This is a genomic window from Thermonema rossianum DSM 10300, assembly GCF_000426825.1.
GTDB classification, from domain to species: domain Bacteria; phylum Bacteroidota; class Bacteroidia; order Cytophagales; family Thermonemataceae; genus Thermonema; species Thermonema rossianum.
Window position 1 is genome coordinate 175,315 of sequence record NZ_AUGC01000004.1, and the last position, 25,977, is coordinate 201,291.

General features: G+C 49.1%; 18 protein-coding genes and 2 tRNA genes. 10 read left to right on the top strand and 10 right to left on the bottom strand.

What is annotated here, in order from left to right; genetic code table 11:
- Positions 1-12 precede the first annotated feature (12 nt).
- From K384_RS03020 to K384_RS03030, 3 genes are all read left to right on the top strand, one after another.
- Positions 13-3,417: a PD-(D/E)XK nuclease family protein gene (locus K384_RS03020; protein ID WP_038029240.1), complete on the top strand. Its 3,405-nt coding sequence runs from the start codon at positions 13-15 to the stop codon at positions 3,415-3,417.
- Positions 3,418-3,482: 65 nt separating this feature from the next.
- Complete coding sequence (locus K384_RS13245) at positions 3,483-5,480, top strand: hypothetical protein (protein WP_051633069.1); 1,998 nt, start codon at positions 3,483-3,485, stop codon at positions 5,478-5,480.
- 36 nt (positions 5,481-5,516) lie between these two features.
- Complete coding sequence (locus K384_RS03030) at positions 5,517-6,329, top strand: hypothetical protein (RefSeq protein WP_071837433.1); 813 nt, start codon at positions 5,517-5,519, stop codon at positions 6,327-6,329.
- 71 nt (positions 6,330-6,400) lie between these two features.
- Here K384_RS03030 and murI read toward each other — a convergent pair whose 3' ends face one another.
- The gene (murI, locus tag K384_RS03035; RefSeq protein WP_038029243.1) at positions 6,401-7,210 is read right to left on the bottom strand and encodes a glutamate racemase; all 810 of its coding nucleotides are present in this window, start codon (positions 7,208-7,210) and stop codon (positions 6,401-6,403) included.
- A gap of 49 nt (positions 7,211-7,259) precedes the next feature.
- On the opposite strand from murI, the gene K384_RS03040 reads away from it, so the two are divergent.
- The 4 genes from K384_RS03040 to K384_RS03055 all read left to right on the top strand — a co-directional run bounded on the left by K384_RS03040 (position 7,260) and on the right by K384_RS03055 (position 12,107).
- On the top strand, positions 7,260-8,033 hold the full coding sequence (locus K384_RS03040; RefSeq protein ID WP_157630032.1) for a hypothetical protein: 774 nt from the start codon (positions 7,260-7,262) through the stop codon (positions 8,031-8,033).
- Between the two features lie 50 nt (positions 8,034-8,083).
- On the top strand, positions 8,084-8,842 hold the full coding sequence (locus K384_RS03045) for an SDR family NAD(P)-dependent oxidoreductase (protein ID WP_038029246.1): 759 nt from the start codon (positions 8,084-8,086) through the stop codon (positions 8,840-8,842).
- 46 nt (positions 8,843-8,888) lie between these two features.
- A complete protein-coding gene (locus K384_RS03050; protein ID WP_038029249.1) occupies positions 8,889-11,318 on the top strand; it encodes a hypothetical protein in 2,430 nt (809 codons plus the stop codon).
- Between the two features lie 342 nt (positions 11,319-11,660).
- Positions 11,661-12,107 carry a DUF2214 family protein gene (locus tag K384_RS03055; RefSeq protein WP_038029252.1) on the top strand — a complete coding sequence of 149 codons (447 nt, stop codon included), beginning with the start codon at positions 11,661-11,663 and terminating at the stop codon, positions 12,105-12,107.
- A 47-nt stretch (positions 12,108-12,154) separates the two neighbouring features.
- Here K384_RS03055 and K384_RS03060 read toward each other — a convergent pair.
- The 4 genes from K384_RS03060 to K384_RS03075 form a co-directional block, all read right to left on the bottom strand.
- Positions 12,155-12,231: transfer RNA gene (locus tag K384_RS03060), tRNA-Asp, on the bottom strand.
- A gap of 143 nt (positions 12,232-12,374) precedes the next feature.
- Positions 12,375-12,743 carry a DoxX family protein gene (locus tag K384_RS03065; RefSeq protein WP_038029253.1) on the bottom strand — a complete coding sequence of 123 codons (369 nt, stop codon included), beginning with the start codon at positions 12,741-12,743 and terminating at the stop codon, positions 12,375-12,377.
- Positions 12,744-12,918: 175 nt separating this feature from the next.
- Complete coding sequence (locus K384_RS03070; RefSeq protein WP_038029256.1) at positions 12,919-13,854, bottom strand: hypothetical protein; 936 nt, start codon at positions 13,852-13,854, stop codon at positions 12,919-12,921.
- A gap of 119 nt (positions 13,855-13,973) precedes the next feature.
- Positions 13,974-14,047: transfer RNA gene (locus tag K384_RS03075), tRNA-Asp, on the bottom strand.
- A 198-nt stretch (positions 14,048-14,245) separates the two neighbouring features.
- Between K384_RS03075 and K384_RS03085 the strand changes: the two genes are divergently transcribed.
- Complete coding sequence (locus K384_RS03085; protein WP_038029258.1) at positions 14,246-15,130, top strand: cell division protein FtsX; 885 nt, start codon at positions 14,246-14,248, stop codon at positions 15,128-15,130.
- Between the two features lie 210 nt (positions 15,131-15,340).
- On the opposite strand, the gene K384_RS03090 is transcribed toward K384_RS03085, so the two are convergent.
- Together K384_RS03090 and uvrA are read right to left on the bottom strand one after the other, a co-directional pair.
- Positions 15,341-16,402 carry a type III polyketide synthase gene (locus K384_RS03090; RefSeq protein ID WP_038029260.1) on the bottom strand — a complete coding sequence of 354 codons (1,062 nt, stop codon included), beginning with the start codon at positions 16,400-16,402 and terminating at the stop codon, positions 15,341-15,343.
- Positions 16,399-19,212 carry an excinuclease ABC subunit UvrA gene (gene uvrA / locus K384_RS03095; RefSeq protein ID WP_038029262.1) on the bottom strand — a complete coding sequence of 938 codons (2,814 nt, stop codon included), beginning with the start codon at positions 19,210-19,212 and terminating at the stop codon, positions 16,399-16,401. The genes K384_RS03090 and uvrA overlap by 4 nt, the downstream gene beginning before the upstream one ends.
- 155 nt (positions 19,213-19,367) lie before the next feature.
- Between uvrA and K384_RS03100 the strand changes: the two genes are divergently transcribed.
- Both K384_RS03100 and gcvP read left to right on the top strand, forming a co-directional pair.
- The gene (locus K384_RS03100; RefSeq protein ID WP_038029265.1) at positions 19,368-20,042 is read left to right on the top strand and encodes a hypothetical protein; all 675 of its coding nucleotides are present in this window, start codon (positions 19,368-19,370) and stop codon (positions 20,040-20,042) included.
- A gap of 144 nt (positions 20,043-20,186) precedes the next feature.
- Entirely contained in the window at positions 20,187-23,072 is a 2,886-nt protein-coding gene (gene gcvP, locus K384_RS03105; protein ID WP_038029267.1) for an aminomethyl-transferring glycine dehydrogenase, read from the top strand.
- A gap of 102 nt (positions 23,073-23,174) precedes the next feature.
- Here the strand turns inward: gcvP and K384_RS13715 are convergent, their stop codons facing one another.
- From K384_RS13715 to K384_RS03115, 3 genes are all read right to left on the bottom strand, one after another.
- On the bottom strand, positions 23,175-23,351 hold the full coding sequence (locus K384_RS13715; protein ID WP_157630033.1) for a hypothetical protein: 177 nt from the start codon (positions 23,349-23,351) through the stop codon (positions 23,175-23,177).
- Positions 23,352-23,432: 81 nt separating this feature from the next.
- A complete protein-coding gene (locus tag K384_RS03110) occupies positions 23,433-24,629 on the bottom strand; it encodes a GAF domain-containing SpoIIE family protein phosphatase (RefSeq protein WP_051633072.1) in 1,197 nt (398 codons plus the stop codon).
- An 8-nt stretch (positions 24,630-24,637) separates the two neighbouring features.
- Positions 24,638-25,972 (bottom strand): ABC transporter permease, encoded by a 1,335-nt coding sequence (locus K384_RS03115; protein ID WP_084147109.1) that lies wholly within the window; start codon positions 25,970-25,972, stop codon positions 24,638-24,640.
- Positions 25,973-25,977: the final 5 nt, after the last annotated feature.

Below are 25,977 nucleotides of genomic sequence, written 5' to 3' on the forward strand. Positions count from 1 at the left end.
AGTGCATTTGCCATGACTACTACTTCATCTGTTCTAAAAGAAACGTTTATTCACAAGCTTTTGGAGGCAGGGGGAGCCCATGCCGGGCGTGAAGTGGTTTTTCTTTTACCTACCAAACGTGCCGCAAAAGAAATCAAACGCCTGGGAGGCGAAGCCATACAAGCCCACGCATGGGAAGACTTCATGCTGAAAATAGCCGCCCGGCAGTTGGGCATTCAGACAGGGCATCAATTCAGCACGCCGGAGCCCCAATTGCTCATTTGCCTGTATGAATGCTTGCATAAAGAGCTGAAAGAAAAGGTCACCGAGCTTTGGCATGAAGATGATGCCCAAGAGGTGGACGAAGAGGCAATGGAAGGCGAGGTGCAGCGCATTTTGAATGAGCGCATTGCCTCTTTTCTTGCTCGCCTGTTGCAAGACTTTATTGCTCTTGACGAAGCCCTGGTCGATGTTAGAGACATACTGCGTAATTTGAAAGAGCTTAAAGACCTTGAATATTTATCTGTCGCCTGGCAAGACGACGAGCAATTGAGAAAGGCGCCCCCTTCGGTGCGGCGGCAGGTGTTGCTTTATCGCAGCTTGCCGGAAGTGTACGAGCGCTTTCAAGAGATGTGTCAAAAGAAACGCATGGCGCACAAAGGGCAGCTGTGGCGCGCATGGGCAAAGCATGCGCCGGAGTGGTTCGAAAAAGCACCCGGCGACTTGTGGGTTGTAGCCGGCTTGAATCAGCTGAGCCAAGCAGAAATAGAGGTGCTCAAGAAGCTGCAAAAAGCGCAAAAAGTGCAGCTCTATTGGGAGTCAGACGACTATTATCATGAAGGTTATCAAAAAAACGGCACAGAAGAACAGAAGCTGCCGGGCGGTAAAGATTGGCACCCCGTAGGCAGGCGCCTTAAGCAATTTTGTGAAAAGACGGGCGCCGGACCTGCCGCTTTGATAAAAAGCAACCATTTGGCGCAGGGAAGCAAGGAATGCTATTTTGTATCTGTGCCCATGGCTTCCATGCAAACCCACGTGGTGCGCGACATCGTGAAGGGCAAGGGCGCATTGGCTGGCAAGCTGAACTTTGAGCCCGGCAGTTCGATAGGCATTGTTTTGGTCGATACTTTTTTACTGCCTGCCTTCATACGCGCCTTGAAAGAAAGCAAAGAAGATGAGTTGGCTGTTTCCATGGGCGTGGCGCTCACCGCTACCCCTGCTTATCAGCTCATGCAGTCTATTTTTCAGTTGCACTTCGACGAGCAATGGCGCGTGCGCGAAAGCAGCTTACAGGAAGAAGAAAGCGACACAGACGCGGAGCAGGTGGCAGAAGAGCCGGAAGAAAGAGTGGATGCGTCTGCTGCGAAAAAAGAGACCAAAGAAAGCCGCGTGCTGTGCTACTATCATGCCCATATCAATGCGGTGCTGACACACCCTTACATATACGTTTTGCTGGGTAGAAGACTCAGATCGCAAGGCTTGGGCGAGTACGCATTGGCGCAGGCGCTTATTCAATCTTTTTTGAAGGAGATGACTGCCCGCCGCCATGCTTATGTCAGCAAAAAAGAACTGGTGGACTACATAGCAAAGGCAGCGGTGGAAAAAGCAGGTGCATCTGTTGCGGAGGCAGCGCGCGAAGCCTTGATGCAGCTGTTTCAGTCTTTTATTCAAGAGCTGTTCACTTATTGGAAGCAGGGAAAAGACGTATCGACTTCGGCAGTCAGAGCATTGAAAGGCCTCACGCAGGAACTAAAGGAGGCCATGGAAGAGAAAGCCGCCGAAAAAGAGGACGCAGACGGACAAAACGAAGCAGCCCAAAGAGAGAGCGAAGCCAAAAAAGCCATTGCCCGGCTGGACGTGACCTACCTGGAAGAAATGCAGAACCTGTTTGCTGAAATAGAACAGCTGCTTGCCGACGCACAGCGCAATTCAGTCGCTACCACTTTGGGGTTTTTGCGCGGTTTGTTTCAGCAGATGACCCACGACCGTTTCGTTTATCCCGACACTTCTTCCGGAAACAGCCGCATCCATCTGTTGGGCTTGTCGGAATCGCGCCTGCTTGACTTTGACAATCTGATATTTGTAACCGCCAACGAAGGATACCTGCCTGCCGAGGTGGAGTTCCGCTCGCTTTTGCCCTATGCCTTCCATAAAGAGCTGGGCTTGCCTTTGCCCGAAGAGCAAATGATGAAAACCACGCAAGATGTGTATCGTTTGCTGCATCATGCACGCAAAATAGTGATGATGCAGGTAGAAAACGACGACTACGAACCCAGCCGCTATCTTTATCAAATAGAAGATGAGCTATGTGTCTATAACCGGAACATAAGCCTTCAAAAAATACAGCTGCGTTTGCCACAGGCTAAATCCAAAGCCGAAGAGACGTTTGCAATTAAAAAAGACGGGGAAGTTATCGGTAAAATACGAGAATACCTTGAAAAAAATGGGCTTTCGCCTTCGGCACTCGATAGCTATCTTTCTTGTCCCTTGCGCTTTTATTTTTCGTATGTGTTGAAATTTAAAAAAGAAGATGAGATAAGCGAAGAGTTGGAAAACAACGAATTCGGAACAGTGTTGCATGCCGTACTTGAAAAACTGTTCAAAAACTATGAAGGCAAAGAAATTACACAAGAAGAACTGGACAAATGGTTGAGCGATGCGGTCTGCGACCAAGCAAGCGGTGTGCCCAAAGGAAAGCCCGTGATAAAACAAATGATAGAGCAGGAGCTCACCAAAAGAGGGCAAACCAACGAAGGTAGCGGTTTGTTGGCAAAGGTGGCACTCGAGACCATAATAGAACGCTTCTTGCACCTGCAAAAAAAAGAAATGGGCAACCAAAAGTGGAGCATCGAAGGGCTTGAGTTGCGCATGGAAGAAGAAAAAAGGATTGTGCTGCCCGTAGAGGTAGAGGGCTTAGGACGCGTGGAAGCGCGCCTGAAGGGAATTATTGACCGCGCCGACAAACGCATGGACCCCCAAACAGGGCAAGAAGTCTATTATGTGATTGACTATAAGTCGGGGAGAGTAAGACCTAAAGACCTGCAATTGAGTTTGGATGATTTGGATGCCCTCTTTTCCCATGATCCAAAAAGCAACGGTTTGAAAAGCAGGCATGCAGACTATTCCAAGGTGCGTCAGTTGTTGATTTACACCTTCCTTTATCTGGAATACCTGCGTAGCCGGCAGCAACAAAAACCACCCCGGTTGTATGCAGGCATTTACTCATTCCGCAACTTGGCAGATGAACTGATGTTGTTAGAGGAAGAAAAAGGGGAAGCGTGGGATATTCGCCAAAAAGAAGAAGAACTGAAAGAAGCCATTCGAAAGGTAATTGCCGAAATGTTGGATAAAGAAAAGGAAATCAGGAAGGTAGAAGATGTGCAACGCTGTACATATTGCGACTACAAAGTGATATGCCAACGGAAGCACGCTTCATAAAACTTACGGTTTTGCGCAATGCTTATATTTTTGTATAAATTACCTTGCCCATAGAGTGGACGGATATGAAAGAAGAAGAAGAAAAGTTGCCTTTTGAAGACGCCCCCGCAAGTGAGGCTTTCGTGGAGGGAAGCAACGAGCCCATAGATTTGCCCGGCGAAGAGGCGAGCCCGGCAGATGATGACCCTTGGCTGGAAAAAGAAGATCTAAGTGCCAATGGACCGGACGGCGAAGAGCAGCCCGCAGACGAACTACCCGCAACGGGGCTGCCCCCCATGGATGTGGTGGCGCAGTCGCCCTTGCCCGATACGGAAGAATACAAACAAGGCTTCTGGATAGGTTATCTGCGGCTCGACCGCCGCAACTATGAAGGCTGGTTTGCCGAGCAAACACACATCGCGGCATTGGAAAAAGAACAACAGGCGCTCGAGCAGCGTTTGCAAAGCCTGCAGCAGCTTTTACCCGAAACCAAAGCGGCCTGCTTGCAATTGCAAAATGAAATCAATGCCATCAAGCACCGCCTTGACTATGAACAAAAGCAGTTCGAGCGACGCAAGCAAGAATATGACCGTGTGTGTGAAGAAGAAAACAGCTATTTGGAAGAACGCGCCGGCTTGCGTCATAAATACTCTTTGCTTGCCGGCATACTTTTCTTTGTGGCGGGCTTTGTATTTATTGCCGGTGACCTTATCATTTCGCACGAAATTGTAGCCTATGCGCTCAATATCAAGAACAACATAGAAGCATGGAGCTTTGCCGTGGGGCTGGCCATGGTGTCGGTTTTGCTCAAACCGGCTTATGACCGCCTGATTGAAATCCCCTACAACCAAAGCAAGAGCCGGCGTGCCAAAGCCATTTATGTGGTGTTTAAGATGCTTATGGTTGGTTTTACCATAGCCACCCTGCTGGTGTTGGGCTTTTTCCGTTATGAAGCGTATAAAACCGACCGCCTTAAACAGAGTCTGGCTCAGCGTATCTTGCAACTGCAGGCATCCGATGAGCTCTCAGGGCAACAACTACAGGAGCTTGAAAGCCTTTCGGCACAGGCCGGCGCACTCGACAACCAACTGGTAGGCAGCCGGATGGGCTTGTTGTCTTTTGTGCTGTCCGGTGTGCTTTTTGCCGTAGCCGGCGCGGTGTGTTTGGGCATTAGCTTTCCCGTGCTGGTAGCCTACACACGCCTGTGGTTTCAAATACCTTGGCGCCTGAAAAAACTGCAAAAGATAAAACAAGAAAAGCAGGCAGTAGTGGAGCAGCTGGAGCAGACTGTCAGCCAAACCCGCTCGCAGCTGGATGCCCTGCAGCAGCAATTACAAATGACCGAGCGCCCCGAACAGTTGATACGGGAAATAAAAGACATAGAAGGGCGCTTGGCACTCATAGAAGAAGAGCTGCATCGTCACCGCCTCGAAGAACGCATCTACCGTCTGAACCATGGCTATGAGCAAGGGCAGGTATCGTTGCAGCATGAACAGGCACGTGTACGGCAGCAGGTCGAGCACCTGCACCACCGCATAGCCGAACTGGAAGAAAAACTAAATCAACGTGAGGAACACCTGCAGCAAAGCAAAGAGCTGCTGCGCCAATGGGAACAAAAAGAGAAAGTGTGGCAAGAAACAGCCCGGCAACATGAAGAAGCAACCCAGGCGCTCAAAGAACGCATTGAGCATTTGGAAGCGGCGATAAATAAAATGGAAGAAGAAAAACATGTACTGGAAGCCTCTTTGAAGGTGCGCGAGCAAACACTTGCCGACCTGAAGAAGCAGCTGGAAAACAAGGAAAGAGAGCTACGCTATGCCCATGCTGCTGCCGAGCAGGCAAGAGAAGATGCCGAAAAATTGCGTGCCGGTGAGGAAGCAGAAACACCCGTGAAAACAACCAAGCGTGGGCGCAAACCCAAAGTGCAAAAGCAAGCAGGCACCGAAGAGACCGCCGCCCCGCAAGAGGAATCGAAAGAAAAAGAAACAGCACAAAAGAAAACGACCCGCAAGCGCCGGACAACCAAAAAGACTGAAACAAACAGTGCGCCGGAGCAAGACAGTGATACAAAAAAGGAAGAATAGTTGAGCGACAGTGCTTTAAAAAAAGAACCTTCATTTATGAAACGACAGTTTTATGCTTATTGCTTGTTTATCTTGGTGCCGTGGCTGATTGCGTCATGCGGCAGCGAACAGCCCCCGCAGATGCCACCGGCGCCACCGCCCGTGAACTACACCTTGATATTTATAGATAAAACCGTGTCGGTAAATACAGACGATGACTTCGTGCGAAACAAGTATGAGAAGGCACTGGAAATGCTTGTGCAGCATGGTATTCAAAAAAAAGGAGACAAAGTAGAAGTTTACTTCCTGCACGAAAATACCGCCCGGGGAAAAGTATTTTCTTACACCTGCCGTGCTGCCATGCCCGACACTACCGCCATGAATCCTACCGATGTAGCCATGGCAAAAAGCAATTACGGTTTGATGCTGCGAAAAGAGCAGCGTAAAGTATTGGAGCGCTGCCTGAAAGCGCTTGATATGCCCAATGAAAACTACAGCAAGCTGTACACCGACCTGTGGGCAAGCTTGCACATCATAGACAAGCGGCGTGCACGTCTGCCGTTCGATGCACACGTGCGTGTGTGTTATCTGAGCGACATGGTGGAAAGCATGCCGGGCAGCGGGCGCCGCGACTTCTTCAAGAAACCGCCTTATTCGCAAAAACAAGCGGTGCAATATGCCGAAGAAGACTTGCAGCAGTTTGCCGACCTGGAACTTGCCGGTGTAGAAGTGTTCTATGTGCTGCCTTTTTCGCCTACTACCCCCGCTTCGCAAAACAACCCATGGATCATCACCTACTGGGAAACCATCTTTCAGAACTTGGATGTGGCCGACTTTGCCGAACTTGAAGAAGAAAGTCTGCTTCAATAGAACCAAGCCGCCTTTTCCTGAAAAAACTTGCGCCCGGAATGAGACGAAGCGGAGCGGCACGAATAAAATGCCTATTCCCACAACGGATAAAGCGTCAGCTTGGCATGTTCGCCAAAGAAGAGCCCGGTCATCTCTTCAAAAGCGGGCGTATAGTCCGATACAAAAAACTGCGCATTGCCCTGCCTGTTGTCTTCCCGCTTAAGCTCGAACCGGCATAGTTTGCTTTCTACCGCTTGGGCCACTATCTCAGACGAATCGAGGATATCCACCTTACCCCCAAAATAATCATCCACCATGTCTTTGATAAGCGGATAATGCGTGCAGCCCAATATCAGCGCCTGTATGTCATCGAAGGCGGCTTTGTTCAGATAATCGCGAATCACCTGCGCCATGATGGGATGCCCGGCATAGCCTTCTTCAATCATGGGCGCCAACAGGGGCGTGGCCATCGCTTGTAACTGAATGCCCTGGCGCATGTCGTCTATTTTTTTCTTATACACATTTGAGCGCACCGTCTGCTTGGTGCCTATCAGTCCTATTTTTTTTCCTGCATAATGCTCAGCCACATGCTCTACCATGGGGTCAATCACGTTGACCACCAACGCACGGTTGCCTACATACTCGCGAATGAGCTTATAGGCCGCCGACGAAGCCGAATTGCATGCAATAACAATGGCCTTGCACTGCTGGCTCAGCAGAAAATTCACAATTTTGATGGAGTAAGCCTGTATTGCCTCTGTCGATTTGTCGCCATAGGGCATATGGGCGGTGTCGCCAAAGTAAATGATGTCTTCTTGGGGCAGCAGCCGGCGGATGGCACGCGTTACCGTCAGGCCGCCGATGCCGCTGTCAAAAATGCCGATAGGTGTGTTTGTTTGCATATAACTAATGCTTACCTTTATGGAAAACCATGCGCAAACTAACAAAAATATGATGAGAACAGCAGTTTGTTTTTTACTATTGACAGTGGGGGTATGTGCCGGGCAAGTGGCTGCCCAAAAAGTGCCCGCCGATACCGTATGGAAAAAACACAGCAAAGACAGCCTAAGTTATGAGCTGTATGCCGGCGAGGCTTTTCGTATTCCGGCACAAGAGTTCTATATGACTTTTGAAGTGGGCGCAACAAGCTGGACGGGCGCTCTGCCCGCCGACTTTGCCATCAAACCTTTCAATTCGGGCTTCTATGCTTTGGCATGGCACAGCCGCTGGCGTCTTGGCGGCGAAGACTCGCACCATATGTTTTCGCTGGGCGTCGAAGCCGCCTGGTACAACCATGTGTTTGAAAAAGACTCGCGTTTGGAAGTGCAAAACGAAACCTTAACGATGCAACCGCTGGGGCTGCCGCTCAAGCGAAGCAAATTTACTATGTTTCAGGGAAGCCTGCCTTTTAGCTACCAATGGCACGGTATAGACAGCGACAACAACCGCCGTGGTTGGACCGTGGTGCTGGGGGGCTTCGTGGGCTATGGCTTGGCCGATTATACCAAGGTGGTATATGAAGATGCCAATGGCTATAAGCGCAAAGAAAAGCGCACGGGCGAGTATTTCACCGAGCCTTTCCGCTATGGTGTAACCGCTGCCTTGGGCAAAGGCGATTGGCTGCTGTTTGCACGCTATCATTTGCAGCCTGTGTTTGAGGCAAACCACGGCGCGCCCGAAGTGCAAACGCTGGTGCTTGGTTTGCGTCTGCAGGCACAGCGCTAAAAAGCTGGTTTAAATGTGTTGAAAAGAGTATTTAAAAAACTTTTAAAAGCATGCTCAATATTGATCTCTCGGGACAAACTGTCTTGGTTACGGGAAGCAGCCGCGGTATTGGCAAGGCAATTGTCGAAGCTTTGCTTGAAGCCGGTGCTTGGGTTATTGCCCACAGAAACCGCACGCCCTTGACAATAGAACATCCGCGCCTGCAAAGCATAGCTTTCGACCTGAACCGCCCGGAAGCCATCCCTTCTTTCTGGCAGGACTGCCTGCACCTGCTTCGGCAGCAGACAATGCCCCCGCTCAAAGGCGTGGTGCTGAACGCTGCCGTTGCATTGCGTGCACCACTCGATATGCCCTTTGAAGACTGGTTCAATGCATGGGAGCAAAGCATGCGGGTGAATGTGGGGGCGGCAGCGGCGTTGGCAAAAGAAGTGCTGCCTTACTTCCGCGCGCAGCAAGAAGGGCGTTTCGTGTGGATAGCCTCGCGCGCCGCCTTCCGGGGCGACACGCCCGAATATTGGGTCTATGCGGCATCGAAGAGTGCCATGTTGGGCGTGAGCCGTTCTATTGCCCGCTTTCACGGAAAAGAGGGCATCCGTTCGTTTGCGTTGGCGCCCGGCTTTACCATGACCGACATGGCAAAGGACTTCATCGATGCCTATGGCGAAGAGTATGTGAAAAACGACATAGCTCTGGAACGCATCACGCAACCACGCGACGTGGCGCTATGGGTGCCGTGGCTGCTCAGCGGCTATGCTGACCACGCCACCGGAGCCACCTTCGATGTAAATGCAGGCAGCTATGTGCGTTGAGAGAGAGGGGACAGTAATTTTATTGTACCACAAAAAACATGAGAAAATGAAATATCCGAACATACTGGAAGAAGAGTTAAAAAATAAGGTAGCACAGGACTATTTCTGGTTGTATGACTGCACCAAAATTATTGGTAAAATAGACTTTTGTGTGTGTATGCACCAAAGCCAAACAACAGACGAGGTGGAGTCTCTGTTATGGGCAGAAGCCAAAAGGGGGAGTTCGGAGGTCCATAAATCTTTTGTTCAGTTGATTCTTACTATTGGTAAAGAAAGAACTTTTGACAAGTATCTTCCGCCAGCTTTCCTGGGGGCTTTTGATGCCGAGAAAATAGCCTTTCTTCCCTATAGCGACATTCAAGAATTTTTTTACTTAAATGACTTCAATTGGAATGTTGCCCCGTCTGATCACACTACTAAGGAGTTTCAACTTATTTATGACACAGTAAAAAACATTCTTGACAGCAAGACGCTTCTGTTTTATTTTGACAGAGACGATAGAGACCTTCAACGCTTTATTAGGCTCAACTTTCAAGAAAGCAAACGCGGGCTAACTAAAATTAGAATAGACAAAAACAACTTCATTTCTGTATACAACAAATGGTTGGAAGTAGTAAAACCAACCATTGCCGTTGATTGGGAAAAAGCAAAAGCACGTGGCATCATTGATGGTGATTTTTATCTTGCAGACTTGCTTTCTGCAAATAACGTTACACTCAAAGATAAGCTGTTTGTTTTGCTAAAAAGCGACCATTACGAGCTCGATAGAGAAATTGACGAAAGTGGATTCTTTAAAAAGAAAGAGGCTGATTTTCAAGACAAGCAGCAGGCTCATACTCAATTTTGGAACAGATATGAGCGCCCTCCAAAAGAAGAGTATTGGGACTATATTGTAGAGCGCAGAGACTTGCTCGTGCCACAAGATATCCGTGAACGAAAGGGTAGTTTTTTCACACCACGCAACTGGGTGGCACTCTCGCAGCAATATCTTACCAATGTGCTGGGTGAAGACTGGCAAGACGAATACTTTGTATGGGATTGTGCGGCAGGTACCGGTAACTTGCTCACGGGACTGACCAACAAATACAATATCTATGCCTCTACACTGGATCGTCAAGATGTGGAGGTCATGCACGACCGCATTAGCAATGGTGCGAACTTGCTGCCCGATCACGTCTTTCAGTTTGACTTTCTGAATGACGAGTGGAAGCCCGTTTCTTCAGGTGGCAAAATCCCCGACAGCTTATTTAAAATAATTTCGGATGCCGAAAAACGTAAAAAGTTGATTGTTTACATTAATCCGCCTTATGCCGAAGCTACCACAGCCAGAACCGTAACACGAACAGGTAAAAACAAGGCAGGTGTATCCACAGAACAAAAGGCGAACCACTATTTTAAATCTAAAATTGGCAGTGCAGCCAACGAGCTTTTTGCACTTTTTATGGCACAGGTTTATGAAAAAATGCCGGGCTGTATCTTGGCACAGTTCTCAACGCTTAAGTTTGTACAAGGCAGCAACTTTGATAAGTTTAAGCAGTATTTTAGAGCAAAATATTTGGGGGGCTTTGTAGTGCCTTCAAATACATTTGACAACGTCAGAGGCCAGTTTCCTATTGGGTTTACTATTTGGGATTTGGGCACCAAAGAAGAAATAAAAAATATCATTTGCCAAGTATATAATGAGAATGAAGAGAAAGTAGGTGTGAAAACTTTCTATGGAGATTTGCCTAAAAGATTGAACGATTGGTTTGTGCAGTTCGAAGATAAAAACGGAGAAGAAATAGGGTTGTTGTCGTTTTATCCGCCTGATTTCCAAAATAATAACAAGTTCTCCATTTTGTCGAAACCACAGGCACGCTATTGCAAGAAAGTTACACCAGGAAATATTATTCAGGTGGCTATTTACTTTGCCGTTCGCCATTGTTTGAAAGCCACTTGGCTGAACGATCGAGATCAATTTTTATATCCGAACGATGGCTGGAAGCACGACAAAGAATTTCAGACCGATTGTTTGATATTTACGCTTTTTCATGACCAGAACCGTATTTCAAGCAAGTATGGTACTAATCACTGGATACCATTCACCGAGCAAGAAGTAGGAGCCCGTGATAGATTTGATAGTCATTTTATGAACGATTATATAAATGGGAAAATAAAAATAGAACAAGCTACTGATCTGTTCCAACAAGAAGGCAATGTACCTATAAAACTGCAGTTTTCTGCTCAGGCAAAGGAAGTTTTTGAAGCAGGCAAAGCCCTTTGGAAATACTATCATCAACAACCACACAATAATATCAATGCTTCTTTTTACGATATTAAAGAGTATTTTCAAGGACGCAACGAAAAAGGCAAGTTAAACAAAAAAAGCAATGATAAAACTTATATGAAGCTCATTACGCAATTGCGTGAAAAGCTTGAAAAATTGGCTGAGAAAATACAGCCTAAGGTGTATTTATATGGGTTTCTAAGGCCTTGAGAATAAACTAAAGCCTTCCCTTTCTCACGAAGCTCGGCTTCGTGAGAAAGGGAAGAAAAGCAGCTCCTTTATCATGCTAGGTGAAACGAGGCATATCGTCAAGCCAAGCTTCTCTTTTGCAAAAAATAGATTTCTCGCTTGCGCTCGAAATGACAAGGAAGGAGACGAAACAAACGGGGGCGCATAAGCAAGAGCTTTCAACAAAAAAGAGCATCAGCCATAAAAAGAAGGCGAAAAGCATGAAAGGGAAGGTGCATAAAAAAGACAGAAGTCGGGTTGTGTTTTTAGCATAAATGAGCGTACATTGTTATTGCTGCTCATGAATTTTAAACTATACAGCCTATGCATGCTTTCCTGATTTACAAATACCTGCATTTTATAGCGGTTTTTGCCATAGTGGCTGCTTTGAGCATCGAAGCCTTTGCCATATCGTCATCCATGACACGTGCCCGCCTGCGCCGTTTGGCACGCATCGATGCTCTGTATGGAGCCGGCGCCGTTTTGTTGCTTTTTGCCGGCATGATGCTTTGGTGGAAGGTAGGCAAGCCGGCAGCCTACTACAGCAACAACCATCTCTTTCTTGCCAAGATAGCCCTGTTTGCCTTGATGGGCGTGCTTTCTATTTATCCGACGGTCTTTTTTCTGAAACAGAGCAAGGGGAAGCAAGAGGAGGTAGTACAGGTGCCGGTGGCAGTGCGCCGCTGTATTTATCTGGAGCTGCTCTTGCTGCTTGCCATCCCGCTGCTTGCCGTATTGATGGCACAGGGGATTGGCTACGTTAGCCCGTAAAAAAACGAAAAAGCCGGACATTTTTGCCCGGCTTTGCTTAGGATGCTTGGCGGAACGGACGGGACTCGAACCCGCGGCCTCCGGCGTGACAGGCCGGCGTTCTAACCAACTGAACTACCGCTCCTCTGTTTTTGGTGATGCAAATATAATGGCTTTTGAATAAAACCGCCAAATGTTTGATGATGTTTTTTTGTTTTTGTTTTTTTAAAATATTGATTATGAGCGGGCTTGTTCCTCGAACAGCCCGCCCCATTCAGTATCAAAAGCCTATCCGCGCAGGCGCTCGCTAAGTTCCGGATAGCGGATGAAAGCCGTTATCCAGACATATACCAATACCGCAGCCGGTACCAAAAAGGACTCACCGTGAATCATATGCACCATGATGGCGCCGCCGAAATAAGAGCTTAACAACAAAGTGCCCACAATGCCCGTGCGTGGAATCAGAAAGAGCAGTACAGACACTATCTCACCGGCAGCAATGATGATACGCCAGTCGCCCAGTCCCCATTTTTGAAAATTTTCAGCCATGGCGGGCATGGTCAGCTTGCCCAAGGCAGTGAATAAGAGGAAAGCGGTAAGTAATCCGGCCATTACCATGCCGATGGTTTTTCGTTTTTTGCTGATTTCCGTACTCATAAGCATCAAATTTTTTTGTTGAACCAAAAATTAAGCGTGAGTAAAAGGTAGCTTTTTTCCCGCTTTTTAAACGTCAAACAGCTGACAAAGTGTTTTTGAAAAACAAATAAAGCATAAATAAAAAAGCAGCAGGTGGTCTTGCCTGCTGCTCTGCGGTAGTATTTTGGGCGCTTTACTACTTCTTCCTTATAAAGGTCAGGGTGTTACCTCTCGCAAGATAGGTGAGTGACAAGCTGTCTTCGGTTTGCTTCAAGATACTATACTCCATTAGCTCGCCGCTGTCTTTGCCGTTTAGCTGAATTTTTATTGGGTAGGTGTGGTCCGCATATGCGAAGTAGTTTGCGTAAAAGCGGTCTGAAGAGGCTTTGGCTTGCCCTCTGTATTCGAACACCCATCCTTGGTCGTCTATTCTTAGAATACTTTTGTCATCGTCGGTGCTTTGCCATGTGCCTTTGAGCTTACGGATAGATTCAATGTATTTGCAAAGAAGGCGGCAACGGCTTTCAAAAGCTTCGGCAGTGCCTTCCGGCGACTCGTCCCGTGCCGTGATGTCTTTTACCGGAGCGTCGTCCATATTGACCTGCTGCCCGTCGCCTTTAAACTCTTTCTGTTTGAGTAAAGCCTTTATGACTTTATGGTTGTGAAGATAAAATCTGTTTTCAGTGACGGTGAAGGGGCCCCTTACAGCACTTTCTTCTGTTTTTTGTTCAAACACAAAGTAAGGAATGCCGTCTTTTAAGTAGTAGTGTGTACCGTTCCATATGTGTCCGGCGGCTGTTTCCACGCTAATTTTTACTAACTGCCCATTGTTGAAGTAAGCCGTGATGAGCTGCTCCTCAGGGGCGGCATCGGCAAGCACAAAGCTGAGACTTGATAGCTTGTCTCCGGCAGTTTCTACTGCACGGAACTGCTCGCGTATTTGGGCAATGATAGCTTCGGTGTCTTCCTCTTGGGCAGGAACGGAAGGGGAAGGGGCCGTTTCCGAAGCCGACAATACGCCGGTAGTGTCCGTCTTCTGCGTGTTGTTCTCTGAGTTGTCTTGCTTTTGTTGTTGGCAGGCAGTTGCCAAAAGACACAGGCTGAAACCAAGCATGTAAGCAAGTCTTTTCATGGTATTGGGGGTTAAGTTAAAAGTGATGATATGTTTTGAGACCATCAAATATTGTGCATATGAGGGCAGTTAAAAACAAAAGCCGGGCATTTTTGCCCGGCTTTGCTTAGGATGCTTTGCGGAACGGACGGGACTCGAACCCGCGGCCTCCGGCGTGACAGGCCGGCGTTCTAACCAACTGAACTACCGCTCCTCCGTTTTTGGTGATGCAAATATAGCAGCTTTCCTGAAACTGCACAATGTTTTTTTGAGAAAAAAAATAAAACAACTGTTTAAACGCTTGATTTTTAGTGAAAAAAGAACGCGACGGATAATCACCTTTTGCAAGCAGTTGTCAATGGATGTAAAAAAACAATATATTTTTATCTTTGGGGATAGATAGTGTTTTCCTATGGCTGTAAAAGAAATTAAATACAAAAAGAAGCGATTGGGCAGCTTTCCTTTTTTGAACGTGCTGCTGAGCGTCACCGTTGCCTTGTTCGTATTGGGCCTGCTGGGCGCCATCATCTTGCAAGCTAAACGTTTGGCCGAACTGGTGGCACAAAACATAGAAGTGCAGGTCTTTTTGAACAGCAGTGTGGATGAGGCAGAAAGGCAAAAAATAGAAAAAATCATTGCGGCAAAAAATTATGTGGATGCCAATAGTATCCGCTTCATTTCCAAGCAAGAAGCGGCAAAAGAGCTTATCAGCGAGCTGGGCGAAGACTTCACGGAGATATTGGGCGAAAATCCCTTGAAAGACTCTTATGTGTTACGCATCAAACCGGGGTTTTATGATGAGCAAAAGCTCAAAAAAATAGCCGGCGACTTGGAAAAGATAAGCGGTGTGTTTGAAGTGTCTTATCCGCAAACCATCACCGGCACCATCAATCGCAATATAGCGACCATCAGTTTTGTATTGTCTTCGTTGGCCTTGTTTTTGACCATCACGGTGGTAATATTGATACACAGCACCATCCGTCTGGCTCTCTTTTCCCAGCGCCTGCTGATTCGAAGCATGCAGCTGGTAGGGGCAACCGACGCTTTTGTGCGCCGTCCTTTTGTGCGCAATGCCATGTTGATAGGGGCTACTGGTGGGGTGTTGGCCGCTGCTTTGGTATATGGGCTTTTGCAATATTTCATAAGCCAGGTACCGGAAATGCAAATGCTCATGGATGAGCGCCTGTTGGCTTTTCTGGGGGGCGGCTTGGTGCTCTTTGGTATGCTTTTGTGCGGCATGAGCTGTTATCATGCAGTGAACAAGTATTTGTATAGCTCACTGGATGAACTGTACTGATAGATGTTTGCCGTTTCGGGCGCAAGCGGGAAATCTATTGTACAAAAAAGAGGATTGGCTTGACGAGATGTCTCGCTTCGTTCGACATGACAAGGGGCGCTACTTTGATGAGATTTCTCACCATGCTTACACTTTGTTCGAAATGGCAGGCTTTACTTCGCTTTATTCGAGATGACAAAAAGCAATCTGCTTGCCATAAAAAAGCAGACGTTAAAGCAAGCGCAAAAGGGCACTTTCGAGCGTCAGTCCCGGACCAAAACCGGCAGCCCAGCAATATCCACGGGCTTGTTTTTGCAACAGCTGTTGCAGCACAAAGAAGATGGTAACCGAAGACATGTTCCCGTAATTACGTAACACTTCGTAGCTGACGGCCAGGGCAGCAGGCGGTAAACCGAGCGCTTTTTCAACTGCCTGCAGAATACGCTTCCCGCCGGGGTGGATAGCCCAATGCTCAATGTTTTCTTGTGAGCGCTTGTCGTACAGCTGCAGCAGGGCAGGGATACCTGACTCAACCAGTTCGGGCACATAAGTACTCAGGCGCATCAAAAAGCTGTCTTGCCCGATGTGCCAGGCCATGTCGTCTTCGCCCTGTGGCAGATACAAGCTTTGAAAATCGAGCAGCTCGGCTTGCGCATGCTCGGCACAAGCCGATACGACACAGGCAGCTACACCATCGGCAAAAAGGGCATTGGCAAGCAAGTGGTCCGGTTCAGTAGGAGGAGTGAAATGCAAAGTACAAAACTCGGCATCGACAATGAGCACGCGATGCCGTGGCGATTGCTGTGCAATGGCTTTTGCCAGGCGCCAGGCGTGAAAAGCAGCATAGCAGCCCATAAAGTGCACAGCCGTGCGTTGTGTATGTGCCGGTAGGGCAAGGGCTTTCATCAGTTGCAAATCCAAGCCCGGTGCCGCCATGCCCGTGCAGCTTACGGTGATGAGGTGGGTGATGTCTTGGGGTTCAAGCCCGCTTTGTGCAAGGCTGCGGATGGCGGCTTGCTTGGCAACAGGCAAGACCGCTTCGAAATAGCGCTGCATGCGGGCGTCGATGGGCGGGCGGGTAGAGAAGAAAGCAGGCTGCAGCATGCCGAAGTCGGGCAGGAAAGAGCCACGCCGGCGGATGCCCGAAGCACGGTAAAGTATTTTCAGATGACGTTGCAGCACTTCGCCGGCCTGCGTTTCGCGCAGCATAAACGTCAAAATGTCTGTTTGGTCAAAAAGATAGGGGGCTTCTTCGCAGCAGAGCCCCGAAAGATAAACGCCGCTTGTTTTCATACTTGTAAATGGTTTTTCAAAAATGGGGCGGTAGGGCTGTTGCTTATTTCCAACAAGCCTTCGGGCTTGCCTTCGTATAAAAGATAACCGCCTTGTTCGCCCCCCTCAGGACCTAATTCTATGAGCCAGTCGGCCGATTTGATGATTTCCATGTTGTGTTCGATAATCAGCACGCTGTTGCCCTGCTCGATGAGTGCCTGCAGTGCTTTCAACAGTTTTTGTATGTCGTGGATATGCAAGCCGGTGGTGGGCTCATCGAAGATGAAGAGCGTATGCCCTTTGTGGCTGCCGCCCCCGTCCAGGAAGGTAGCCAGTTTGAGGCGCTGGGCTTCACCGCCGGAAAGGGTAGAGGCCGGCTGTCCCAAGCGCACGTAGCCTAAGCCTACCTCGTGAAGCAACTCCAGCTTTTGTGCTATCTTTTTCTCTTTGGCGAAAAAGTGCAGGGCTTCTTCCACGGTCATGTCGAGCACCTCGGCAATATTTTTCCCTTGGTATTCTACCTCGAGCACTTCCTGCTTGAAACGCTTGCCACCACATACTTCGCAGGTAATGTGTATGTCAGCCATAAACTGCATTTCAATGCATATTTCGCCTTCGCCCTGACAGTTTTCGCAGCGCCCCCCCTCTATGTTGAAGGAAAAGGTGCCGGCTTTGTAGCCCCGTGCCTTGGCAAGTGCTTGTGATGCATACAGCTCACGAATGGCATCATAGGCTTTGATGTAGGTAACCGGGTTGGAGCGGGAAGAGCGCCCCATGGGGCGTTGATCGATAAACTGCACGTCTTTGATTACAGACAGGTCCCCTTCGAGGGCTTTGAACTTGCCACTTTCTTCTTCCACCTTTAAATCGAGGCGACGCGCCAAGGCAGGGTAAAGAATACGCTTCACCAGGGTGGATTTGCCCGAGCCCGAAACGCCGGCAATGACAGTAAGCACGCCCAGGGGAATGGTTACGTCTATTTTTTTGAGATTGTGTTGGGCAGCCCCTACGATGCGCAGGCTTTGGGTCCAGGGGCGCCGCAGGGCAGGAGTGGGGATTTGCATGTGCCCGTTCAAGTAACGCAGGGTATAAGAGCGTTGTATGGCTTGGGCGTCTGCTTCGTCTATTTTTCCTTGAAAGACCACTTCGCCACCACCGCTGCCGGCTTCGGGTCCCATGTCAATGAGGTAGTCGGCAGCGCGAATCACCTCTTCTTCGTGTTCCACCACAATGACTGTGTTGCCTGTGTCGCGCAGCTTTTTTAGTACGCCTACCAGGCGGTGGGTGTCGCGCGGGTGAAGCCCTATGCTTGGCTCGTCAAGGATATACAAAGAGCCCACGAGCGCACTGCCCAACGAAGTAGCCAAGCGCATGCGCTGGTATTCGCCCCCCGAGAGGGTGTTGGCTGCCCGGTTGAGGGTCAAATAGCCCAAGCCTACCGCTTGCATGTAATGCAAGCGGTTCTGTATTTCAATCAGCAGGCGACGGGCAATTTGCTGCTCGTGTGTGTTGAGCTGCAGGCTGCGGAAAAAGTCCGCCACCTTGTCTATAGGCATCAATACCAGCTCTTGAATAGAAGTGCCTTGTATTTTTACATAGCCGGCTTCCTTGCGAATGCGGGTGCCGCGGCAGTCCGGGCAAATGGTGCGTCCACGATAGCGCGACAAAAATACGCGGTACTGTATCTTGTGTGCTTGGGAAGCTATGTAATCAAAGAAAGCATAAATGCCTTGCAATTCCCCTTTGCCGTACCACAGCAAGTCTTTTTCTTGGGGGGTGAGCTCTTCATACGGTTTGTGTATGGGGAAGCCGTAGCGGTGCGCCTGCTTGATAAACGCCTGTTTCCATTCGCTCATGCGTGGGGTGCGCCAAGGGGCTACCGCATCGCTGTAAACAGAAAGCGCGGGGTCGGGGATAACCAGCTCTTCGGAGATGCCCAAGGTGGTGCCAAAGCCTTCACAGGTAGGGCATGCGCCATAGGGGTTGTTGAAGCTAAACAAAGCCACACTCGGCTCTTCGAAAGTCATGCCGTCCAGCTCGAATTTATCGGAGAAGTGGTGCATATCGTTGGGCAGCAGCAACACATAGCATTCGTCGTGCCCTTCAAAGAAGGCGGTCTGCACCGAGTCGCTCAAGCGGTAATAGAGGGTTTCGTCTTCACGATGGCGCAAGGCTATTCGGTCGATGAGCAGATATACCGGGCTGCGTTTCTTGAATTTGATTTCTTTAGGCTTTTGCAGCAGCTCGCTGATGTCTTGTATTTCGTTTTCGTAGAAAATGCGGGAAAATCCTTTTTGCAATATGATACGCAGCTCTTCTTCCCAGCTTCTGTCTTCGGGCTTGCGGATGGGCGCCAGTATGTATAGCTTGGTGCCTTCGGCTTGGCGTAAAATGAAATCCACCACATCTTGCACGGTATCGCGCTTCACTTCGCGCCCCGAGACAGGCGAAAAAGTGCGTCCGATACGGGCAAAAAGCAACTTTAAATAGTCGTAAATTTCGGTGACGGTGCCCACGGTGGAGCGGCTGTTACGGCTGCCTGTTTTCTGTTCGATGGCAATGGCAGGCGACAGCCCGTGAATGGCCTCTACTTGTGGTTTTTCCATGCGCCCCAAAAACTGACGCACATAGGCGCTGAGGCTTTCCACGTACATGCGCTGCCCTTCGGCAAAGAGGGTGTCAAAAGCAAGGGAGGACTTTCCCGAGCCCGACAAACCGCTGATGACCGTGAAGCTATTGCGCGGGATGCGCACATCTACTTTCTTTAAATTATGCTCTGCTGCACCTTTTACGATAATGTCTTGTTGCAAGTGTTTTTCTAAAACGTCCATAGTCTCTTTTCTAAGCGGCAGGTATCTTTCGTTTAACTAAACAAAGATATTGAATGTTGAGCGAACACAAAGCCCGCGGCAGACGACGGACGTGTGTCCTTATGTAAACCTGAATGCGTATCTTGCGTACATAATGCATAAAAATAACAGCCATCATGAAACGAACGCTGCTTTTCTTTTCTTTGCTTTTGGTATGCGTGTGCTGCTCAACTGCTTTTGCACAAGACGATTTTTTTGAAGGCGTGGTGCGTTACCGTCATTTTATAGAAATCAAAGACACTTTGGCCAACGAGTGGGAAGTCACCGCCTTGTATGGTGAAGGGGGCAATTTTTACATAAACAAAGAAGGCAGGTATCGCATTGAGCCCCGCGGTACTTCCATCGAATGGCAAATATATGATCCGCAACAAGCGCGTTTGTATTTTAAATTCATCAAGCGCGACACGGTGTATTGGCATGCCGCCACCATGCCCACAGAAGAAGTGGTGGAGGTTTATCCTGTCAAGGAAGAAAAAGATTATTTGTTGGGCTACACCTGCCATCTGTTGATGATGAAGGTGAAAACAGTGGGAAGCAGTCCCGAGGTTTTGGGCAAGATGTATTTTTTTGCACCGGAGCTGAAAGTCAATGCCGCTGCTTTTGCCCGTCACCATACCAATTCACAAGACCGTGTGTTTGCTATTACACAGTCTATCCCTTTACGTATAGTGGTACTGCAGCGCCATTATAGAGTCATCATAGAAGCCGAAGATGTAGAACCGCGCGCCTTGCCTGCCGATTTGTTCCGTATTCCGGCCGACTTGCCCCAAAAGGAACTGCAATTTAACTAACGCCCCGCCTTGTTCTTTGATGCTCTTCGAGGTGGCTGCCTTTTTGCCAAAGGGCAGCCCTTCGTATTGCATACTATTTTTTTAAACAAAAGTCTTTAACTTTGGGTCATCTTTGCAAAAAAGGTCTCTTTAATCCCAAAGAACATGAAACAAACCTGGTTCCGTCCCACGCCTTTTGTTGAGCGTCACATAGGTTCCGACGCGACAGAACAAAAGGAAATGCTTCATACCATTGGTGTGGCGTCCGTCGATGAACTGATTGCTCAAACCATTCCGCAGTCTATACGCTTGCAGCAGCCCATGCCGTTGCCCGGTGCAGTAGATGAACGCCGATTCTTGGAAGAATTCAAGGCACTGGCGCAAAAAAACAAAGTGCATCGTTCCTATATAGGCATGGGATATTACGGCACGGTGACTCCTTCGGTTATCTTACGAAATATACTTGAAAATCCCGCCTGGTACACGGCTTACACGCCCTATCAGGCGGAAATTGCTCAAGGGCGTTTGGAAGCGCTGCTCAATTTTCAAACCATGGTAGCCGACCTGACCGGCATGGAGCTGGCCAACGCTTCTTTGCTGGACGAGGCTACTGCCGCTGCCGAAGCCATGAACATGCTTTATCAGACACGCCCCAAAGAGCAAGAGCACCGCAACCGTTTCTTTGTGTCGAAGCATTGTTTTCCGCACACCATCGATGTGTTGCTGACACGGGCCGAGCCTCTGGGCATTGAGCTGGTCATCGACGATGAAGCGGGCATTGACTGGGAAAACGCCGACTATTTCGGTATGCTGGTGCAATACCCCAATGCCGAAGGCGAAGTGATAGACTATACCTCTCTTTTTGAGAAAGCGCACGCCCATGGTACGCGTTGTGTGGTAGCTGCCGATATTTTGAGTCTGTGTTTGTTGAAATCACCGGCTGCCATGGGGGCGGAAGTGGCCGTAGGCTCTACTCAGCGTTTTGGTGTGCCCATGGGCTTTGGTGGACCGCATGCCGCTTATTTTGCAACTAAAGAAATATATAAGCGCAACATACCGGGGCGCATCATCGGTGTCTCGAAAGATGCCGACGGCAAGCCTGCTTTGCGTATGGCGCTTCAAACCCGGGAGCAGCATATTCGCCGTGAACGGGCTACTTCGAATATCTGTACGTCGCAGGTGTTGCTGGCAGTCATGGCAAGCATGTATGCCGTGTATCATGGGCCCCAAGGCTTACGCCGCATTGCCGAGCGCGTACACGGTATGACCGCACTCCTTGCAGAAGCTTTGCAAAAAGCCGGCTTCCGTTTGCGCAACAATACCTACTTCGATACCTTGACCATCCTTTGCGACAAGCCCGAAGCCGTGCGTGCGGCGGCCGAGAAGCGCGAAATCAACTTGCATTACGGAGCGGACTTCGTGCGCTTGTCGATAGATGAGACGGTCACCCCGCAAGACCTTGAAGACCTGGTGGCTGTTTTCAATGAAGCAAATGGCGGAGCGGTAGCGTTAAGCTTGCCCGAAGCAGCCCCCTGCGCTTTACCCGCTGCTCTGGTGCGCCCGGTAGATTACTTGCAGCACCCGGTGTTCAATACCCACCACACCGAGCATGAAATGCTGCGTTATATCCGCTCTCTGGAAGAAAAAGACCTTTCACTGGTGCATTCCATGATTTCGCTGGGCAGCTGCACCATGAAGCTGAATGCCACCACCGAGATGTTGCCTGTTACCTGGACAGAATGGGCAAATATTCATCCTTTTGCGCCTGCTTCGCAAACCGAAGGCTATCGTCTGATGATAGAGCGCTTGTCGCAGTGGTTGTGCACCATTACCGGCTTTGATGCTATTTCCATGCAGCCCAACTCCGGTGCACAAGGCGAATATACCGGTTTGATGGTCATCCGGGCTTATTTGAAGTCGAAAGGCGAAGGACACCGTCATGTAGCACTCATTCCTGCTTCTGCGCATGGTACCAACCCGGCCAGTGCCGTGTTGGCAGGCATGAAAGTGGTGGTGGTCAAAACCGATGCACGTGGCAACATAGATGTGGAAGACCTGAAAGCCAAAGCCCGGCAATATGCCAACGATTTGGCTTGCCTGATGATTACTTATCCTTCCACACACGGCGTATTCGAAGAGTCGGTGCAGGAAATATGCGATATTATCCACCAATACGGAGGGCAGGTATATATGGACGGTGCCAACATGAATGCCCAAGTAGGGCTGACCAATCCGGCCATTATTGGGGCTGACGTATGCCACCTGAATTTGCATAAAACCTTCTGTATTCCTCATGGTGGCGGTGGACCCGGTATGGGACCCATTGCCGTGAAAAAACACTTGGCGCCCTTCTTGCCCAACCATGTGATGGGCGGCGAAAAGCATGCCGAAGGGATCCATGCCGTAGCCGCAGCGCCTTTTGGCAGTGCCAGCATCTTGCCCATCTCTTACGCTTATATTGCCATGATGGGCGCCGAAGGGCTTACCGAAGCCACGAAGGCCGCCATCTTGCATGCCAACTACATCAAGGCACGGCTGGAAAAAGCCTATCCCGTGCTCTATACGAACGAAAAGGGAAGAGTGGCGCACGAGATGATTATAGACTGCCGGGCGTTTAAAAAGGTGGGCATCGAGGTGGAAGATATTGCCAAGCGTTTGATGGATTATGGTTTTCATGCGCCCACGGTATCTTTCCCCGTACCCGGCACGCTTATGATTGAACCTACCGAAAGTGAGAGCAAAGCCGAGCTGGATCGTTTCTGCGATGCTCTCTTGGCTATACGCGAAGAGATTGCCGAAATAGAGCGTGGCGAGTACCCCAAAGACAACAACGTGCTCAAAAACGCACCCCATACTGCTGCCATGCTCACTGCTTCGGAATGGAACTATCCTTATAGCCGTGAAAAAGCGGCCTATCCTTTGCCGTATTTGCGCCAACGCAAATTCTGGGTGCCGGTGCGCCGTGTCGATAATGCATATGGCGACCGCAACCTGGTGTGCAGCTGCCTGCCTGTGAGTGCCTATGAAGAAACCGCAGATATGAATGCTTAAAAAGCTTTTATGACCCACAGGAAGCAAAAAAGGGGAGCTTTGGTGCTCCCCTTTCTTTATTTTTTGCCTGATATGGCATCCCCATACAGCCCGGGGACTTGATTATTTCTTTACCAAAATATAGGTCATGTATAACAATTTTTTACCGTTGGTTTCTTCCACGTTAACACTGATGTCTTTTAAATGCCAACCTTCTTTTACCAATGCGGTAATTTCAGAAATATCTAAGGTGGTTTCGGTAAGCAAATTGATGGTTTTCAATATTTCCTTCTTTTCCATAAGAGTAAGCTTTTGGATTTCTTAGTTTATTTCTTCTTTTGGGTCAAGATAGGAAAAAAAGCGCATAAAAAGCAATTTTATTTAGAAAAAACGGCAGCATAAAATGGTGCAGTCGTCGTGCGGAAGCGGGTTGCTGCAGAATCTATGTACATCGTCCAAGAGCGCATTGACAAAGTCATCTACCGGCAAATGGTGGTGGCGCTGAATAAATTGCTCCAGCTTTTCTATGCCATACTGCTCCGATTGCGCATTGTGCAACTCTACCAGCCCGTCGGTGTAGGCAAGCAAGAGCGCTTTCTCTACTTTTTCTATGGTGGATACTTCCAAAAAAGGCAGAGGACAAAAGCAGCCCAATACGGTACTGCCACGCGACAGACGCTGCACCGGTCGCCCGGCACTATACAAAAAAGGCGGATGATGGCCGGCATTGATGTAGGACATTTGCTTTTTTCCAAAGTGGTAGTGTGCCAGAAAAACGGTAATAAAGTTTTCGCCTTGTATGTTCTCGTAAACCAACTCATTGAGCTGATGAATGATGTCGGGCAGGTGGTAGGTGTTTTTTACAATGGCGCGTAGCGACGCTTGAAAGTTGGCCATCATCAAGGCGGCACCCAGCCCCTTGCCCGATACATCGGCAATGCATAGTAGCATCTCCTCTTCGTTGATGCCTATGATATCGTAAAAATCGCCTCCTACGTTGCGGTGTGGCTGGTAAAAAACGGCCAAGTCGAACTTGTCTTGGTGGGCAATTTTTGAAGGTAAAAGCATGCGTTGCACCTTTTGCGCCAGTGCCAGCTCCCTTTGAAGGGCTTCTTGCTCTATTTGTTTGCGAACCAAGCGCTTGTTTTCAATGGCCACCAGCACAATGTTGCTTAGCGTTTGCACGAATTCCAAATCTATTTCTTCTTCGCCGTACGTACCCAGAAATACATGTGCAAGCGCCTTGTTCTGATGTATGACCGGCACTACCCAATCATAGACTTTAAAGATAGAAGGCAGTTGGGTTTGTGCTACCCGCACCGGAGTGTGTATGTCGGCCAACAGCTGCCGGCATGTTTCGTCCATGCTCATGGGCAGTTGGCTGCGTTGGCTTTGTGGTATTTTGCGCAGGCACTGGTCTGGTGTTTCCCATGCATAAAGGGCTGCTTTTGAAAAGTGCAGATAGCCCTGTAAGGTGAATTGATAAATGCGGTATAATTGCTCCTCGTTGAGGTTGGCATTGATTGCCTGTGTTACCTCCAAGAGTGCTTTCAGTGCAATATCTTGTTTGTCTTTCACCTTCGTTTTTACCACTGATATTGAGTGTTGGATTTGGGGTCGATGGCATCGCGCATGGCGTTGCCCAATAGGTTAAAAGCCAGCACAGTAATGAAAATACAGAAGCTGGGCGCCCATAACAGGTGCGAGCCCGTGGAGCTGGCTGAAAGCCCGATGACCTCATATCCTTCATTGACCATCATCCCCCAAGAAGGCGTAGGGGGCTGCACGCCCAAGCCAAGGAAACTAAGCCCCGCCTCTATCAAGATGGCATAGGCGAAGTTGGCACTGGCTTGCACCACGATGGCGCCCAGCACGTTGGGCAGCATGTGGCGCAGTAATATATGACGGCGGGGGGCGCCTATAGCGCGCGCGGCTTCTATGTATGGTGCTTTTTTGAGCGCCATGATTTGCCCGCGCACGACCCTTGCCACTTCTACCCAGTTGGTAAGACCCACTGCCAAAAAGGTAACCCACAGGCTCTTTGACTGCAACGCCAAACTGATGGCAATAACCAGCATGATGCTGGGAATAGACCAAACAACGGTCATAAACCATACGATGACGCGGTCGGTCCAACCACCAAAGAAGCCGGCAATTGAACCCAAGCTTACGCCTACCAACAGCGCAATGAGCACGGCGAAGGCACCTACGAAAAGCGAGATGCGGAATCCAATAATGAGCCGGCTCAATACGTCGCGCCCTTGGCGATCGGTTCCCAATAAAAAGAAGCGCTCTTCTACTTGCTTCGCTTCAAATAGCTGCTGTACCTCTTGCAGCGTAATTGTTTGTAGCTGCTCGTGGCTATCGAGGTAATAGGCTTGGTTGCCACATATAACAAAATTGCCTTCATCGCTCTTTTGGCAGTTCTTTCCTTCGTCAGATTTGAGAAACGCATCCAATTTGGGACTATCCCCGATAAAAAGGGCTTGAGTAGCGTTTAAAAGATGCATTTTTTCAATGGAGTGCCTGCGCCCGTTACTCGCATGGTAGGGGATGTAATGCACATACCAGCCTTCTATGTAAAAGGAATCTACGGGGATGATGGCGTACGGCGATTCTTGCCCAAAGAGCATGCGTTTGAACCAGTTCTGCTGCTCTACTTCCACGTGCCGGTGCCGCTTAATAAGGCGCACACTGCTCCCCGGCGGTAAAAGCTTGATTTGTACGCTGCCATCATTGGCATTGGGCGTGGAATCCGGTGCAATAAGGTAGCCCAACAGGGCAATCAGTACCGACAGCCCGATGACCACAAGGCTGCTGACAGCCTTGAAGTCTTTTTTCAGGCGTGAAAAAAACTGAGAAAAAGGACCTTGGGGCGGCGTGGTCGTTGGATATGTATTGTTCTGTGTTTGCGTTGTCATAGAAG

Coding starts and splice junctions, on each gene's coding strand:
- K384_RS03020 (WP_038029240.1), top strand. CDS start 13: ATGACTACTACTTCATCTGTTCTAAAAGAAACGTTTATTCACAAGCTT.
- K384_RS13245 (WP_051633069.1), top strand. CDS start 3,483: ATGAAAGAAGAAGAAGAAAAGTTGCCTTTTGAAGACGCCCCCGCAAGT.
- K384_RS03030 (WP_071837433.1), top strand. CDS start 5,517: ATGAAACGACAGTTTTATGCTTATTGCTTGTTTATCTTGGTGCCGTGG.
- murI (WP_038029243.1), bottom strand. CDS start 7,210: ATGCAAACAAACACACCTATCGGCATTTTTGACAGCGGCATCGGCGGC.
- K384_RS03040 (WP_157630032.1), top strand. CDS start 7,260: ATGATGAGAACAGCAGTTTGTTTTTTACTATTGACAGTGGGGGTATGT.
- K384_RS03045 (WP_038029246.1), top strand. CDS start 8,084: ATGCTCAATATTGATCTCTCGGGACAAACTGTCTTGGTTACGGGAAGC.
- K384_RS03050 (WP_038029249.1), top strand. CDS start 8,889: ATGAAATATCCGAACATACTGGAAGAAGAGTTAAAAAATAAGGTAGCA.
- K384_RS03055 (WP_038029252.1), top strand. CDS start 11,661: ATGCATGCTTTCCTGATTTACAAATACCTGCATTTTATAGCGGTTTTT.
- K384_RS03065 (WP_038029253.1), bottom strand. CDS start 12,743: ATGAGTACGGAAATCAGCAAAAAACGAAAAACCATCGGCATGGTAATG.
- K384_RS03070 (WP_038029256.1), bottom strand. CDS start 13,854: ATGAAAAGACTTGCTTACATGCTTGGTTTCAGCCTGTGTCTTTTGGCA.
- K384_RS03085 (WP_038029258.1), top strand. CDS start 14,246: ATGGCTGTAAAAGAAATTAAATACAAAAAGAAGCGATTGGGCAGCTTT.
- K384_RS03090 (WP_038029260.1), bottom strand. CDS start 16,402: ATGAAAACAAGCGGCGTTTATCTTTCGGGGCTCTGCTGCGAAGAAGCC.
- uvrA (WP_038029262.1), bottom strand. CDS start 19,212: ATGGACGTTTTAGAAAAACACTTGCAACAAGACATTATCGTAAAAGGT.
- K384_RS03100 (WP_038029265.1), top strand. CDS start 19,368: ATGAAACGAACGCTGCTTTTCTTTTCTTTGCTTTTGGTATGCGTGTGC.
- gcvP (WP_038029267.1), top strand. CDS start 20,187: ATGAAACAAACCTGGTTCCGTCCCACGCCTTTTGTTGAGCGTCACATA.
- K384_RS13715 (WP_157630033.1), bottom strand. CDS start 23,351: ATGGAAAAGAAGGAAATATTGAAAACCATCAATTTGCTTACCGAAACC.
- K384_RS03115 (WP_084147109.1), bottom strand. CDS start 25,972: ATGACAACGCAAACACAGAACAATACATATCCAACGACCACGCCGCCC.